Genomic DNA, 14,973 nt, shown 5'->3' with positions numbered 1-14,973 from the left:
AATCATAATCTTATCAAGACATTTCTCGGTTCGCCCTATTAATCAGCCGGACATAATGGCCGCCAGCGTCATCATTTCGGTGTCGTTAAAGGGAGAGATATGTTTAATGCAAAAATTCTCATCGTTGATGAGCATCGTTTGGTGGCCGCCGGCGTGCAGGCTTTATTATTAATGAACGGGTTTAATTGTGTCACTACTGCGCACACAATTAACGATGGTATTGATGATATTATTCATCACAACATCGATATACTCATACTGGACCCAGACTTCAAAGAGAAAAACGGTATTGCTTTTCTGCGTGATATCGTTAAATCCAAGACGTGGATGAAAGTTATCCTGATAGGCCACAGCGGAAGCAATCCAGTTTCATTACAGTCACTTAGCCAAGGAGCAAATGGCTTTATATCAACCTACGATCCGATTCAAACGCTCATCGCAGCTATTGGCTGTGTATCTAACAATGTGAATTACCTTCCCGGTGATATTTTAGATAAACGTCAGCGTTACGTGAACGAGCAAGATATGCTCTCTCGGCTTACAGAACGTGAAAACTTAATTTTGCGCCAACTAGCCCAAGGTAAATCTAATAAAACCATCGCTTACGAATTGGGATTGAATAATAAAACCATCAGTACTTATAAAACTAAAATATTTCAGAAACTGGAATCAAAGAATCTGGTCGATATTATTGAACTGGCACGTCGCAATGGTGCGTGTTGAAAGAAAAATCAAGACTAGTCTTGCTGATTAATAACGTTATGGCGTGGCATGATATGCCTTGTCCTAACCCCGGACAGTTTTTAAAAAGATTGAGTTATAAAGGAATTAATAACCACAGAGCTAATTTATTAGCCCCTTCTTCATGCTATTACAGGGCGAGTAGGTTTCTTCCCGTGCCTGGCGAAAGAGTCCGAATCTTTCGTCTGCGACTTACCGCCCTGCTTTTTTTTGATGTTTCTCACAGGCTTCACGCCCAATATTTCCTTCCCTGCAAAATCCCGCTAGAGTTCACTCATCCGACCACTCCCTGAGTATGTGATCATGTCTGAACATTATGCCCGCTTGTTCGCCCCACTCGATTTGGGCTTCACCCAGCTAAAAAACCGTTTCCTGATGGGTTCGATGCATACCGGATTGGAAGAACACGCCGAGGGCGCAGCGCGTCTGGCGGCCTTTTACGCTGAACGCGCGCGTGAAGGCGTGGCGCTGATTGTCACCGGCGGAATCGCGCCCAATCCGCAAGGCGTAGTAGCACAAGGCGGAGCGATCCTCAACCAGGAAAATCAGTGCGACTGGCACCGTATCATCACTGATGCGGTGCACGTAGAAGGCGGGAAAATTGCGCTGCAAATTCTGCATGCCGGCCGCTACAGCTATCAACGCGATCTGGTTGCTCCTTCGGCGTTGCAGGCGCCGATCAATCCTTTTACGCCGCAAGCGCTCAGCGATGCGGATATTCAGCAAACCATTCAGGACTTCGCGCACTGCGCCAAGCTGGCGCAACAGGCCGGCTATGACGGCGTGGAGATCATGGGCTCGGAAGGTTATCTGATTAACCAGTTTCTGGTGGCGCACACTAATCGGCGTGAGGATGGCTGGGGCGGCGATGTGACGCGACGCCAGCGCTTTGCGTTAGCGGTGACGCAAGCGGTGCGTGATGCCGTCGGCAGCGACTTCATCATTATCTTCCGCCTGTCGATGCTCGATTTGGTTAATAACGGCAGCTCGCTGGAAGAGACGCTATCGCTGGCGCAAGCGTTGGAGCAGTGCGGCGTTACGCTGTTTAACAGCGGCATTGGCTGGCATGAAGCGCGTATTCCCACCATCGCCACCTGCGTGCCGCGCGCCGGTTTTGCCTGGGTCACGCAGCATCTGCGCGAGTGCGTATCGGTGCCGGTCATCGCCACCAATCGCATCAACCATCCCGATGTAGCTGAACAGCTTTTGCGTGATGGCATCGCTGATATGGTCTCGATGGCGCGCCCTTTCCTCGCCGATGCGGCTTTCGTCCGTAAAGCAGAAACCGGCCAACCCGAAGCCATTAACACCTGCATTGCTTGTAATCAGGCCTGCCTCGATCAAATCTTTATCGGCAAAATCACCTCTTGTCTGGTGAATCCGCGCGCCTGCCACGAAACGCTGATGCCGGTGATCGCCACCAAGCAGCCGAAACAGCTGGCGGTGGTGGGCGCGGGGCCCGCGGGTATGGCGTTCGCGCTGCAGGCGGCGCAGCGCGGCCATCAGGTCACGCTTTACGAGGCCGATGCGCAAATTGGTGGGCAGTTTAATATCGCCCGGCAGATTCCCGGCAAAGCCGAATTCAGTGAAACGCTGCGCTATTTCCGTCACCAACTTGCTGCCGCAGGCGTAACGATTAAAACGGAACATCGCGTCAGCGCCGACGAACTGGCAGCCGCTGACGAAGTGATCATCGCAACCGGTATCTTGCCGCGCCAGCTGACGATTCCTGGCATCGATCATCCCAGCGTACTGAGCTACCTTGATGTGATTCGCGATAAAAAACCGGTGGGAAAACGCGTGGCGATTATCGGCGCGGGCGGCATTGGTTTTGATACCGCCGAGTTTCTGCTGCATCAAACCAGCCATGACGATTTTTACCAAAGCTGGGGCATCGACCTTAGCCTGCAGGCGCGTGGCGGTTTGATTGCGCCACAGCCACAGCCCGCCGATCGGCAAATCTGGCTGCTGCAGCGCAAATCCGGCAAGCCGGGCGCAGGCTTAGCGAAAACCACCGGCTGGATCCACCGCGCCAGCTTGCAGGCGCATGGCGTGCAGATGTGGGGCGACGTCGAATATTTGCAGATTGATGACGCCGGATTACATCTGCGTCATCAGGGCGAAGCGATGACGCTGGCGGTGGATAACGTGGTGATTTGTGCCGGACAGGAACCGCTGCGCCTGCTGGCGGATCAGCTCAGCGCGCTTGGCAAATCCGTACGTGTGATTGGGGGTGCGGATGTGGCGCAGGAGCTGGATGCTCGCCGCGCCATCGCTCAGGCGACCGAACTGGCGCTGAGTGTGTAATTAGCGCAGTTTGACCGAACGCAGTACCACGAACTTGGCGTTGGACGCCACCAGCTCGCAGTTGCCAAACAGCTTTTTCATTTTGACGTGATAACCGAGGTGGCGGTTGCCGACGATGCGCAACTCGCCGCCATACTGCAGGCAGCGTTTCGCATCACGCAGCATTTGCCATGCCAGATGATCGGTCACCGCGTGCTGCTGATGGAATGGCGGATTGCACAGCACCGCGTGCAGGCGATCGGACGGGAAGCCACTCAGCACGTTGTTAACGCGGAACTGACAGCGCGCCATATCCTGCGGACGGTTCACTTCTACGTTCAGTTTGCTTGATGCCACCGCCATGTAGGATTCATCATAAAACAGCACGTCCGCGTTTGGGTTCTGTTCCAGCGCCAGCAAGCCAATCACGCCATTGCCACAACCCAGATCGAGAATCTCCCCTTCAATGTCAAAAGGCAGATGCTGCATAAAGAAGCGTGCGCCCACATCCAGCGACGCGCGGGAAAACACGTTGGCGTGATTGTGGATCTGGTACTCAGAATCATCCAGCGGCCAAACGGTGGTGGCGGGCTGATCCGCTAATTGCGGCGCAGTGAAGCGGCTGTAAATCAGACGCGCTTTTTTCCACGCCAGCGAGGTTTTGCTCTCGCCGAGGATGCGCTCGAACAGTTGCAGCGTGGAGTTGTGAATATCTTTGGCCTTCGCCGCCGCCAGAATCAGCGTGTCCGGCGTGACCACTTCGCGCAGTGCACGCAGTTGATGCTCGAGCAGCGCCAGCGCTTTGGGGATTTTGATCATCACCACCGCCGGTGCGGCCGGCAATGGCGCCAGGCTATCGAGAAAATGCACCTGATCTTCATCCATCTCATTGAGTCGCAGGTTCTGTTTTGCCGCCTGTTCGCTCAGCAGTGAATCGCTGACGTGCCACACCGGACGTGCACCCAACCCGCAAGTCAGCGCGCCAAAGCTGTCGTTGAACACCAAAACCGGTCCCTCAGGCAGCGCTTGCTGCAACAGGTATTCATCGGCGGAATCCCACGCCTGTAGCGGGCTTTCCTCACGCATTGGCGGGAAGCGGTGCAGCGTCAGCGTGCGATTGGTCAGTTCAAGTTGGCTCATGGAATCTCCGGCGTGGTACACTTTGCGCGATTTTCGCCCTAAAAAGGGGGCGCAGTATACTGTCTTTCGCCGGGAATCCCAATGTCATTAATCTATCTGCAGGGCTACCCTGAAAACATCCTCGAGCAGGTTCAGACGCTGATCGAACATGAGCGCTTAGGTGCCTTTCTCCAGCAACGCTATCCCGATACGCACAATATCGTCAGCGACCGCGCGCTCTATGATTACACGCAGGCGCTGAAAAACCGCTATATGCGCAGCGCACCGCCGGTGAGCAAAGTGATTTGGGACAATAAAATCAAGGTGATGAAGCACGCGTTGGGGCTGCATACGGCGATTTCGCGCGTGCAAGGCGGCAATCTTAAAGCCAAAGCGGAGATTCGCATCTCCACTTTCTTCCGCCTCGCACCGGAAGCGTTTTTGCGCATGATCGTGGTGCACGAGCTGGCGCACCTGAAAGAGAAAGAGCACGACAAAGCGTTTTACCAACTCTGCTGCCACATGGAACCGGATTATCACCAGCTCGAATTTGACGCCCGCTTGTGGATGACCGATCAGGCGATGCGCGGCAACGCAGCTTAAAGAAACTCCTGCGCTTTTTGGATCAGGCTGGTTTTGGTCAGTGCGCCCATAAAACGGCGCTCCTGCGGATTATTTAGCACCGGCAGGCGTTCAAGCGTGACGCGGGCAAAGGCTTCCCAGCCTTCGCGCATGCTTTGATTCTGATAAATGCAAGGAAAGTTATTGTCCATCACGCTACTGACTGGCGAATGCAGCGTGATCTCCTGCGACAACACCTTGCGTGAGATATCGTGTATCGACACCACGCCGAGAAATTGCCCTTCGCTATTAATCACATAGACATAACGTTCCCGCTTGAGCGAGCTCACCGCCAGCGCCTGCCCTACTGACTCTTCTGGCTGCAACGCCGCGCCGGGAATGATCAATTGGTCGACGCGCATGTTATCGAAATCATACTTGGCTTCGGAACGACTGAAATGGCTGCTCACCACTGGATAAGTGCTGGACGATTGCAGACGATACACCACCATCGAGGCCAGCACTGACGCGATCATAATCGGGAACAACAGGCTGCTATTCAGCGTCATCTCAAGCACCATCAGCATCGCCATTAACGGTGCCTGGCTGACCGCCGCCAGCACCGCCGCCATGCCGATGGCCGCATACAGCAAGGTATTGCCGACCGGTAAATGCAGCATCACACCCATCTGTGCCAGCGCCACGCCGAGCAGTGCGCCGATCAATAAGGAAGGGGTAAACAGCCCGCCCACCGCGTTGGAACCCACCGACAGCGTGGTCGCCAGCGTTTTGAGCATCAGCAATCCCAGTAATCCCATCAGTAGATATTGGCCATCAATGATTTTCACGATCACTTCGTAACCGTTACCGAGAATATCGGTGGAGATCAACGCCAGAAAGCCTACCGCTAATCCACCGGCGCCGAGCCGCAGCGGCAGCGAACGCACGCGGCCAAACAGCGCCTTGCTGCGCGCAATCAGTTTGATCAGCAGCCAGCCGGCGATACCGGCGACAAATCCAATCAGCAACGTCATTAGCAAACTGCTGATATCCATCTGAAATAGCGCTTCGGATAACGGATATAGCGCGCTGCGAAAACCCAGCGACCACATGGTCATCACCGCCACCGCCGACGAGACAATCAGCGGAATCAAACGCTGCAGCGCCGAGATGCCAAAAGCGATCTCCGCGACAAATATCGCCGACGCCAACGGGGCGTGATACACCGATGAAAGCCCGGCAGCAGCGGCCATCGCTACGATATCGCTGTTACGCAGATTCAACGATTTCGGCAGCCAGCGCCCGATTAAACTGCCGCTCAGCGCCGAGAGCTGCACCATCGGCCCCTCTTTACCAATCGACGCGCCGCTGCCGATGCTGGCCATCGATGACAGCGCACGGAACAGCGAGGTTTTGGTTGGTACCGCATCGAGCCGCGCGTTAATCACCTCCAGATAATCGGTCTGCACCGTTTCCTGTTTCTCAATCGCCACCGCATAGCGCAGGAAAAAACCGGCCAATACGCCGCCTGCGCCCACCAGCAGCGGCCAGAAGATCCACGGCCAGACATGCATCGCCACGGTGATTTCACTGTCACTGTTGAATAGCAGATGGTTGATCAATTCAATCACGCCGCGAAAGGCCAGCGTCACCAGCGAGGCCACACATCCAACGGGGATGGCGATCAGTAATGTGGTCCAGTTCAGAGCATGTTTACTTCCACTCACCCGCGCGTCCCCGCTAAGTCGGTTAAAAAGTTGTGCGGCATCATCATATTGGAATGCGGATCTCAGGATCAAATTTCGCCTGCCTGGCGCTCAGATGAACATGTTACTCTGCCGTTTTATTTTAGCAGGAGAGCAGCACGTGATTCGTTTCGCCATCGTGGGAACCAACTGGATTACCCGCCAGTTTATCGACGCCGCACATGAAACCGGCAAGATGAAGCTGAGCGGCGTCTATTCGCGTAATCAGCAGCAGGCCGACGCTTTCGTAGTGGATTATCCCTGTAAGCTGACCTTCACCTGTCTGGATGAACTTGCCGCCAGCAGTGAGATCGATGCGGTGTATATCGCCAGTCCGAATGCGCTGCACAGTGAGCAGGCGATACTGTTTATGTCGCACGGCAAGCATGTGATTTGCGAGAAGCCGATGGCGTCTAACCTGCGTGAAGCCGAGGCGATGATTGCCTGCGCGCGCCAGCATCAGGTGGTGCTGTTCGAAGCCTTTAAAACCGCCAGCCTGCCCACCTTCCTGCAACTGCAAAAAACGCTGCCGCAATTGGGCAAACTGCGCAAAGCCCTGATCAACTATTGCCAGTATTCCTCGCGTTATCAGCGCTATCTGGATGGCGAGAACCCGAATACCTTTAATCCGCGCTGGTCGAATGGCTCAATGATGGATATCGGCTTTTACTGCCTCGCCGCCGCCGTCACCTTGTGGGGCGCGCCGCAGCAGGTCAAAGCACAAGCTTCCCTGCTGGAAAGTGGCGTTGATGCGCATGGCGTGGTGGTGCTGGGCTACGGCGATTTTGATGTCACGCTGCTGCACTCAAAGGTCAGCGATTCACTGATCCCGAGCGAGATTCAGGGCGAAGCGGGATCGCTGGTGATTGAAAAGATCTCCGAGTGCCAGCAACTGCGCTTTATCCCGCGCGGTGGCGAGAGCCAAAACCTGACGCAGCCGCAGCACATCAATACCATGCTGTATGAAGCCGAAACCTTCGCCAAATTGGTGGAAGCCGGTGAAGTTGAGCATGCGGCCTTAGAAAACTCGCGCATCACGGCACAGTTGCTCACGGAAATCCGTCGCCAGACCGGCGTGGTATTCCCGGCGGATCAGACTGAAGTGTAAATATTGCAAAACATTTCCAGAGCCCTCTTGAAAGCGATTATCGAACTCCGTATGTTTAGCGCTGCAAAGGGGAGTAACTTCTACGCTGATTGATCGTCATTACGATGCGCCACGCAATATGCGTTACGCATCCGGTCGTCAGGCAACCCGGAATCTATTCTGAGTTGTAAGTGAGACCTTGCCGGAAGGCGAGGTTTGCTTGCAGCACGATCAAAGCGGCTGACGTCTTCTGACTTCAGCCGCTTTTTTATTTCTGGAAAAGGATACGACTATGCACTCAGTTGGCACACCGTTACTTTGGGGCAGCTTCGCTGTCGTAGTGCTCATCATGCTGGCGATCGACCTGCTATTACAGGGCCGACGCGGCGCACAAACCATGTCATTCAAACAAGCAGCGGTCTGGTCGCTGATTTGGGTGTCAGTTTCACTGCTGTTCAGCGCCGCCTTCTGGTGGTATCTCGACGGCACCGCCGGGCGCGAAGTTGCCACTGCGCAAACCCTTGCCTTCCTCACCGGCTACGTCTTAGAGAAAGCGCTGGCGGTGGATAACGTCTTTGTCTGGCTGATGCTGTTTAGTTACTTCGCTGTACCGGCCAACCTGCAGCGCCGCGTGCTGATTTATGGCGTATTGGGCGCGATTGTGCTGCGTACCATCATGATCTTTGCTGGCAGCTATTTGGTTACCCAGTTCAGCTGGATTCTTTACGTGTTCGGCGCTTTCCTGCTGTTCACCGGCCTGAAAATGGCGCTGGCGAAAGAGGAAGATGACAGCACGGTGGGTGACAAGCCGGTGGTGCGTTGGCTGCGCAAACATCTGCGCATGACCGATAGCCTGGACGGTGAGAAGTTCTTCACCCGCAAAAACGGGGTGCTGTTTGCTACGCCGCTGCTGCTGGTGCTGATCATGGTTGAACTGAGCGATGTGATTTTCGCCGTGGACAGCATTCCCGCGATCTTCGCGGTGACCACCGATCCGTTCATTGTGCTGACTTCCAACCTGTTTGCGATTCTCGGCCTGCGCGCCATGTACTTCCTGCTGGCTAACGTCGCGGAGCGTTTCTCGATGCTGAAATATGGCCTGGCGATTGTGCTGGTGTTTATCGGTATCAAAATGCTGATTGTCGAGTTCTATCACATTCCCGTCGGCATCTCGCTGACGGTGGTGGGTGTAATTCTCGGCGGTACGCTGCTGATCAACGCCTGGGTAAACCACAGAAACGACCAGAAGAAGATCTCACCATAATCTTCTGCAGGGGCGCTAATCGCCCCTGCTTTGTTTCGCCAGTGGCAACCTTCACCTTTTATATATCTGTCACACTTCCCATCATCAGCAGATCAAAAAACCGATCTGCTGCGCATGCACAGAATTATCTCTTTCCTCATAAGCTCTTTTCCTTATACTCCGCCGGGCAAACCGTTGTGCGTGGTGGAACCGCGCACAATACTCATGACCGCGAATATAAAAAGACTGTGATATGCAAAACAACTTTATTGGACGTCTGGGCGCACTGTTCGCAGGAAGCCTGGTGAAACAAATCATGATTGGCCTGGTGGCGGGCGTGGCGCTGGCGTGGTTCTCACGCGATGCCGCACTGGCCGTTGGCTTGCTGGGTGAGCTGTTCGTGCGTGCGCTAAAAGCCGTCGCGCCGCTGTTGGTTTTGGTGCTGGTAATCTCTTCGATCGCTAACCATCAGCAGGGACAAAAAACCAATATCCGCCCAATTATCATGCTGTATCTGCTCAGCACGTTCTTTGCTGCGGTTGTGGCGGTGATCTTCAGCCATCTGTTCCCTCAGACGCTGTCGATGAACGTCGGCGCCACGCAAATTACGCCGCCGTCGGGTATTACCGAAGTGCTGCACGGTTTGCTGATGAGCATGGTGTCGAACCCGATTGAAGCGCTGATGAATGCCAACTACATCGGTATTTTGGTGTGGGCGCTGGGATTGGGGCTGGCGTTTCGTCATGCCAGCCCAAGCAGCAAAGCGTTTCTTAATGACGCGTCCAATGCCGCGACCTGGGTCGTGCGCTGCGTGATCCGCTGTGCGCCGCTGGGGATTTTTGGTCTGGTGGCCTCCATTCTCGCCTCAACCGGTTTCGATGCGCTGTGGGAATACGCCAATCTGCTGGCGCTGCTGCTCGGCTGCATGCTGATTATGGCGCTGGTAATCAACCCAATGCTGGTGTTCCAGAAGATTCGCCGCAACCCGTATCCGCTGGTGTTTACCTGCATGCGTGAAAGTGGCGTCACCGCGTTCTTCACCCGCAGTTCAGCGGCTAACATTCCGGTCAATATGGCGCTGGCGAAACGTCTCAATCTGGATGAAGACACGTATTCCGTGTCGATCCCGCTGGGTGCCACCATCAGCATGGCTGGCGCATCCATCACCATCACGGTGTTGACGCTGGCGGCAGTACATACGCTGGGTATTGCGGTGGATGTTCCAACCGCCATTCTGTTGAGTCTGGTGGCGTCACTGTGTGCTTGTGGCGCATCCGGTGTGGCTGGCGGTTCGCTGCTGCTGATCCCGGTAGCCTGCAACATGTTCGGTATTCCGAATGATTTGGCGATGCAGGTAGTGGCGGTGGGCTTTATTATTGGCGTGCTGCAGGATTCCGCCGAGACCGCGCTGAACTCCTCGACGGATATTCTGTTTACCGCGGCCGTATGCCAGGCCGAAGCCGAGCGCCAGCCGCGTCGTACGGTGTCAGAGTCGGAGTAAAGTAAGGTTTTTGAATATGGGTCGCCATCCATGGCGACCTGGTTTTACAAGGTCACACCGCTTTTAAAGATGGCTAACTCGCGGAAATCGTTGCTTTCATTGCGCGCGGGTTGGCCATTGGCAATCGCCACAATCATATCGACGAAATCCTCCAGCATCTCCGACATACTCATCCCTTCAAGCAAACGCCCGGCGTTAAAATCGATCCAGTGCGGCTTCTTCTCGGCGAGCTGCGTATTGGTGGCGATCTTCACCGTCGGCACAAAACCGCCGTACGGCGTGCCGCGTCCGGTGGTAAACAGCACCATATGACAGCCGGCGCCCGCCAGCGCGCTGGTGGCGACCGCATCGTTGCCTGGCGCACTTAACAGATTCAGTCCCGGCGTATGCAGGCGCTCACCGTACTTCAGCACATCCACCACCTGACTTTGTCCGGCCTTCTGCGTACAACCGAGCGACTTCTCCTCCAGCGTGGTGATGCCGCCCGCTTTATTGCCGGGTGATGGATTTTCGTAGATCGGCTGCTGGTGATCGATAAAGTAGCGCTTGAAGTCGTTAATCATCGCCACGGTTTTTTCAAAGGTGGCTTCATCGCGACAGCGGCTCATCAGAATGCGCTCAGCGCCAAACATCTCTGGCACTTCGGTCAGCACCGTGGTGCCGCCGTTGGCAATCATCTGGTCGGAGAAACAGCCCAGCATGGGATTGGCGGTGATGCCGGAAAAACCATCCGAACCGCCGCACTCCAGACCAAACTTCAGCTCGCTGAGTTTGCCCGGCTGACGCTGATCCGTGCGCATGGCGCGATAGAGTTCGTGCAAGCGTTCCAGCCCCGCTTCCACTTCATCATCCTGCTTCTGGCACTCCATGAACTGCACGCGATCGCTATCGAAGGAACCGAGCGTTTCACGGAACACATCGACCTGATTGTTCTCGCAGCCAAGGCCAATCACCAGCACCGCGCCGGCGTTGGGATGGCGCACCATGTTCTGCAACATGGTGCGGGTGTTCTCGTGATCCTGCCCAAGCTGCGAACAGCCAAACGGATGGCTGAACAGATGCACGCCATCAATGCCTTCGGCGTCATTGGTCTCTTTCATAAAGCGCGTCAGGATTTGCCGCGCGATGCCGTTGACGCAGCCCACAGTGGGCAGGATCCATAACTCATTACGGATGCCCACTTCCCCGCTGGCGCGACGATAGATCTGCACGTCGCGATCGCCAGCTTGCGGCGGCAGATCGAGAAAATCGGGTTGATAGTCGTACTCATCCACGTCGCTTAGGTTGGTGCGCGCATTGCTGGAGTGAATGATCTCGCCGGCCGCAATCGGCTGAGTGGCGTGCGCGATCGGCAAACCGTATTTGATCACCAGCGCGTCGCTGGCTAAAGGCTGCAGCGCAAACTTATGGCCGCGTCCAACCTCCTGCTGCAAGGTGATCGCCTGTTGATTGATTTCGACCTGGGTATTGGCTGGCAAATCGCGCAACGCCACAGCAACGTTGTCGCGTGAATGGATTCTAATGGCATCTTGCATAGCGTTATCTCAGTTGTGTCAACGCCGTCCGCATCCCGTGGACGATGATGTTTTGCAGGTGTTGGCTGACCGCAGCCACTAATCCGGGCTGCTGAGTGAGATCTTCGCCCCAGTGATTGGCGTCGCTGAGTACCGCGCGCACCAACTGTTCTGGAGTCTGTTTATCGTTATTTACTGCTGACCACAGTTCAGCGAAACGCTGCAGCCACTGTTCGTCGTCCTGCAGCGGCCAGTGACGTTTGCCCTCTGCACCACGATAAAAGGCCAGCAACGCGGCAAAGGCGAAGGTCAGGCGCAAAGGCCATTGCCCGTTTTGCTGCTGCGACAACAACAATTGCGGCAGCAAACGGGTGCGGAATTTGGTCATGCCGTTAAGGGCGATGGAGAGCAACGCATGGCGGATAAAGGGATTGCGGAAGCGACGCTGCACCGCGTCGGCAAAGGCGTGCAGCTCGTCGCGCGGCAGATCCAGCGTGGGGATGACCTCGTCGCGCAGCAGCGCATCGACAAAGCCGGCCATCTGCGCGTCATCCATCGCTTCTCCCACGCTCTCCAGCCCGGCCTGAAACGCCACCGGCACCAGCGTGGTGTGTGCGCCGTTAAGGATCGCCACCTTTTGCGCTTTGTATGGCGTGATGTCATCAACCAGCTTCACTTCCGGTGCCAGCGCGTGCAGCTGCAGTTCCTGCGCCAGTGCGTCTGGCCCCTGAATCACAAACTGGTAATAGACTTCGCCCGCCACCAGATAGCGATCTTCGTAGCCTAATGACGCTTCGATCGCCGCGCTATCCGCCGGATAACCGGTGACAATGCGATCCACCAGCGTGTTGTAGAACGCGCAGTGATCCTGCACCCAGCGGGCAAACGCCAGCGGCAGCTGCCAATGCTGGCTGTAGCGCAGCACCAGCTCACGCAGCGTGTCGCCGTTGTAATCGATCAGTTCACAGGGCACCACCAGCCAACCTTTATCGCTGGCACCGGAAAAATGGTTGAAGCGCGCCCACAGCAGCTGCGTCAGCTTGCCGGGGAAGGATGAGGCGGGCGTGTCGTCCAGCCGATCCTGCTCCGCAAAGGCAATTCCGGCTTCTGTGGTATTGGAGAAGACAAAGCGCATCTGCGGTGCGCGTGCCAGCGCGAGAAACGCATCAAACTGCTGATACGGCTGGATTTCACGATTCACGCTGCGGATCAGGCGGGCTTCACTCACCTGCTCGCCCGCCGCATTCAGCCCGCGAATCAGCGTGGTGTACAAACCCTCTTGCTGATTCAGTGTCTCTTCCACCACGCGGTTGCGCGGACGCACCACCACCACGCCCGCATCGGTATTGTGATGCTGATTGAGCCAGTCGAGCTGCCAGTCGATAAAGGCGCGCAGGAAGTTGCCTTCACCAAACTGGATAACGCGCTCGCTGTAGTGCGCGCCGGGAAAATCGTGACGGTTGAGTCGCTGCATCATCAGGCTCCCAGCTCAATGCCGAAGTAATCGCGCGCATTGTTGAAACTGATGTTCTGTACCATCTGCCCCAACAACGCCTCGTCTTCAGGCGCTTCGCCCCTCTCCACCCAATTGCCGATCATCTGGCACAGCAGACGACGGAAATATTCGTGGCGCGTGTAGGAGAGGAAGCTGCGGCTGTCGGTCAGCATGCCGACAAAGCGGCTCAGCAGGCCGATTTGCGCCAGCTGCGTCATCTGCCGCTGCATGCCATCCAGTTGATCGTTAAACCACCACGCCGAACCAAACTGCATTTTTCCCGGTTCGCCTTCACCCTGGAAATTGCCCGCCATGGTCGCCAGCACTTCGTTGTCTCGCGGGTTGACGCAGTAAAGGATGGTTTTGGGCAGCGCGTTATTGCGGTTCTGCGCATCCAGCAGGCGCGCCAGCGGAATCGCCAGCGGCGCATCATTAATGGAATCGAAGCCAACATCCGGCCCGAGGATATCGAACTGGCGGCGATTGGCATTGCGCAGCGCGCCAATGTGATACTGCTGCGCCCAGCCGCGGCGCGCATATTCGCTGCCGAGCCACACCAGCACAGCGGTTTTAAACTGGGCCGTCTCTTCAGCGGAAGGCGCTGCACCTTGCAGTCGGCGCGCCAGAATGCCGTCCAGCGTGGCGTCATCCGCTTCCGCAAACACCACCACATCCAGCGCGTGATCGGAAATTTTGCAGCCATGCGCGGCGAAGTGATCGAGTCGCTGGCTTAAGGCGCAGCGCAGATCGTCAAAGCGCTGCACGTTAACATCCGCGACCTGCGCTAAGCGCTGAATCCACGGCAGGAAGCTCTCCAGCTCAATGTTGAAGGCTTTATCCGGACGCCAGCTCGGCAGCACTTTGACGTCAAAGCTGCTGTCCTGTGCCAGCTTGCGGTGATGCTGTAAATCGTCGAGCGGATCGTCGGTGGTGCCGACCATTTTCACCTTCATCTGCTGCATGATGCCGCGCGCGCTGAAGGCGTCCTGAGTCAGCAGTTCATTGCACTGCTGCCAGATGCGATCCGCGCTCTGTTCATTCAGCAGCACATCGGTGATGCCAAAAGGTCGGCGTAATTCAAGGTGCGTCCAGTGATAGAGCGGATTGCCGATGGTATGCGGCACGGTGCGCGCCCAAGCGTTAAATTTCTCACGATCGCTGGCATCGCCAGTGCATAACGCTTCCGGCACGCCGTTAGCGCGCATCGCACGCCATTTGTAGTGATCGCCTTTCAGCCAGATGTCATAGAGGTTGGTGAAGCGGTAATTATCGGCAATCTGCTGCGGCGGTAAGTGACAGTGATAGTCGAAAATCGGCTGGTCTTTGGCGTAGTCATGGTACAGACGACGGGCGAACTCGGTGTCGAGTAGAAAATCCTCACTCATAAAACGCGACATACCTGCTTCCTCATTTTGTAGCCAAATGGCTTTTAACTAAAAGTTATCATACCAATTTAAACGAACGGCAAAATTGTTTGCGATCCGACTCACAATAATGACAGTTTTACTGTGGGTATATGGACGATCTTGTTGCGAATATTACGTTAAATGGCTGTTTTAACTATCTTTCGTCCTAACACACACTGGCTGCAAGGTTTATGTGATGGCATTCAACTTTTGAAGCGGTATAACAAGTTAACCTCTCGCTCCGTTGCTAACGGGATTAATGGCACAGGCAAGGA

Annotated in this window: 11 protein-coding genes; 6 read left to right on the top strand and 5 right to left on the bottom strand. The window is 55.6% G+C overall.

Features of this window, described 5'->3' with window-relative positions:
• Positions 1-99 precede the first annotated feature (99 nt).
• Both K5Y32_RS18385 and K5Y32_RS18380 read left to right on the top strand, forming a co-directional pair.
• Positions 100-723 carry a response regulator transcription factor gene (locus K5Y32_RS18385; RefSeq protein WP_222185363.1) on the top strand — a complete coding sequence of 208 codons (624 nt, stop codon included), beginning with the start codon at positions 100-102 and terminating at the stop codon, positions 721-723.
• 321 nt (positions 724-1,044) lie between these two features.
• Positions 1,045-3,048 (top strand): NADPH-dependent 2,4-dienoyl-CoA reductase, encoded by a 2,004-nt coding sequence (locus tag K5Y32_RS18380; RefSeq protein ID WP_222185362.1) that lies wholly within the window; start codon positions 1,045-1,047, stop codon positions 3,046-3,048.
• On the opposite strand, the gene rlmG is transcribed toward K5Y32_RS18380, so the two are convergent.
• Entirely contained in the window at positions 3,049-4,167 is a 1,119-nt protein-coding gene (gene rlmG / locus K5Y32_RS18375) for a 23S rRNA (guanine(1835)-N(2))-methyltransferase RlmG (protein ID WP_110867387.1), read from the bottom strand.
• Between the two features lie 81 nt (positions 4,168-4,248).
• On the opposite strand from rlmG, the gene K5Y32_RS18370 reads away from it, so the two are divergent.
• Positions 4,249-4,749: a M48 family metallopeptidase gene (locus K5Y32_RS18370; RefSeq protein WP_101762916.1), complete on the top strand. Its 501-nt coding sequence runs from the start codon at positions 4,249-4,251 to the stop codon at positions 4,747-4,749.
• Here the strand turns inward: K5Y32_RS18370 and K5Y32_RS18365 are convergent.
• Positions 4,746-6,434 (bottom strand): chloride channel protein, encoded by a 1,689-nt coding sequence (locus K5Y32_RS18365; protein WP_222185361.1) that lies wholly within the window; start codon positions 6,432-6,434, stop codon positions 4,746-4,748. The genes K5Y32_RS18370 and K5Y32_RS18365 overlap by 4 nt on opposite strands.
• A gap of 139 nt (positions 6,435-6,573) precedes the next feature.
• Here K5Y32_RS18365 and K5Y32_RS18360 point away from each other — a divergent pair, with 139 nt between their 5' ends.
• From K5Y32_RS18360 to sstT, 3 genes are all read left to right on the top strand, one after another.
• Positions 6,574-7,560, top strand: a complete 987-nt coding sequence (locus K5Y32_RS18360; RefSeq protein ID WP_222185601.1) for a Gfo/Idh/MocA family protein — start codon at positions 6,574-6,576, stop codon at positions 7,558-7,560.
• A 271-nt stretch (positions 7,561-7,831) separates the two neighbouring features.
• Positions 7,832-8,803 (top strand): TerC family protein, encoded by a 972-nt coding sequence (locus K5Y32_RS18355; RefSeq protein WP_008103489.1) that lies wholly within the window; start codon positions 7,832-7,834, stop codon positions 8,801-8,803.
• Between the two features lie 232 nt (positions 8,804-9,035).
• Positions 9,036-10,283, top strand: coding sequence for a serine/threonine transporter SstT (sstT, locus tag K5Y32_RS18350; protein WP_101762914.1), 1,248 nt, complete (start codon positions 9,036-9,038; stop codon positions 10,281-10,283).
• 44 nt (positions 10,284-10,327) lie between these two features.
• On the opposite strand, the gene K5Y32_RS18345 is transcribed toward sstT, so the two are convergent.
• Genes K5Y32_RS18345 through uxaC form a run of 3 tightly spaced genes read right to left on the bottom strand, consistent with a single transcriptional unit; the run spans position 10,328 to position 14,689 of the window.
• Positions 10,328-11,818 carry a UxaA family hydrolase gene (locus tag K5Y32_RS18345; RefSeq protein ID WP_222185360.1) on the bottom strand — a complete coding sequence of 497 codons (1,491 nt, stop codon included), beginning with the start codon at positions 11,816-11,818 and terminating at the stop codon, positions 10,328-10,330.
• A 4-nt stretch (positions 11,819-11,822) separates the two neighbouring features.
• Entirely contained in the window at positions 11,823-13,271 is a 1,449-nt protein-coding gene (locus K5Y32_RS18340) for a tagaturonate reductase (RefSeq protein ID WP_222185600.1), read from the bottom strand.
• A 2-nt stretch (positions 13,272-13,273) separates the two neighbouring features.
• Positions 13,274-14,689, bottom strand: a complete 1,416-nt coding sequence (gene uxaC, locus K5Y32_RS18335) for a glucuronate isomerase (protein ID WP_222185359.1) — start codon at positions 14,687-14,689, stop codon at positions 13,274-13,276.
• Positions 14,690-14,973 lie beyond the last annotated feature (284 nt).

It is taken from the genome of Pantoea sp. DY-15, assembly GCF_019795935.1.
Taxonomy (GTDB): domain Bacteria; phylum Pseudomonadota; class Gammaproteobacteria; order Enterobacterales; family Enterobacteriaceae; genus Pantoea; species Pantoea leporis.
Note: the sequence above shows the minus strand (reverse complement) of the source record. Positions and strands in the feature narration are given on the sequence as shown.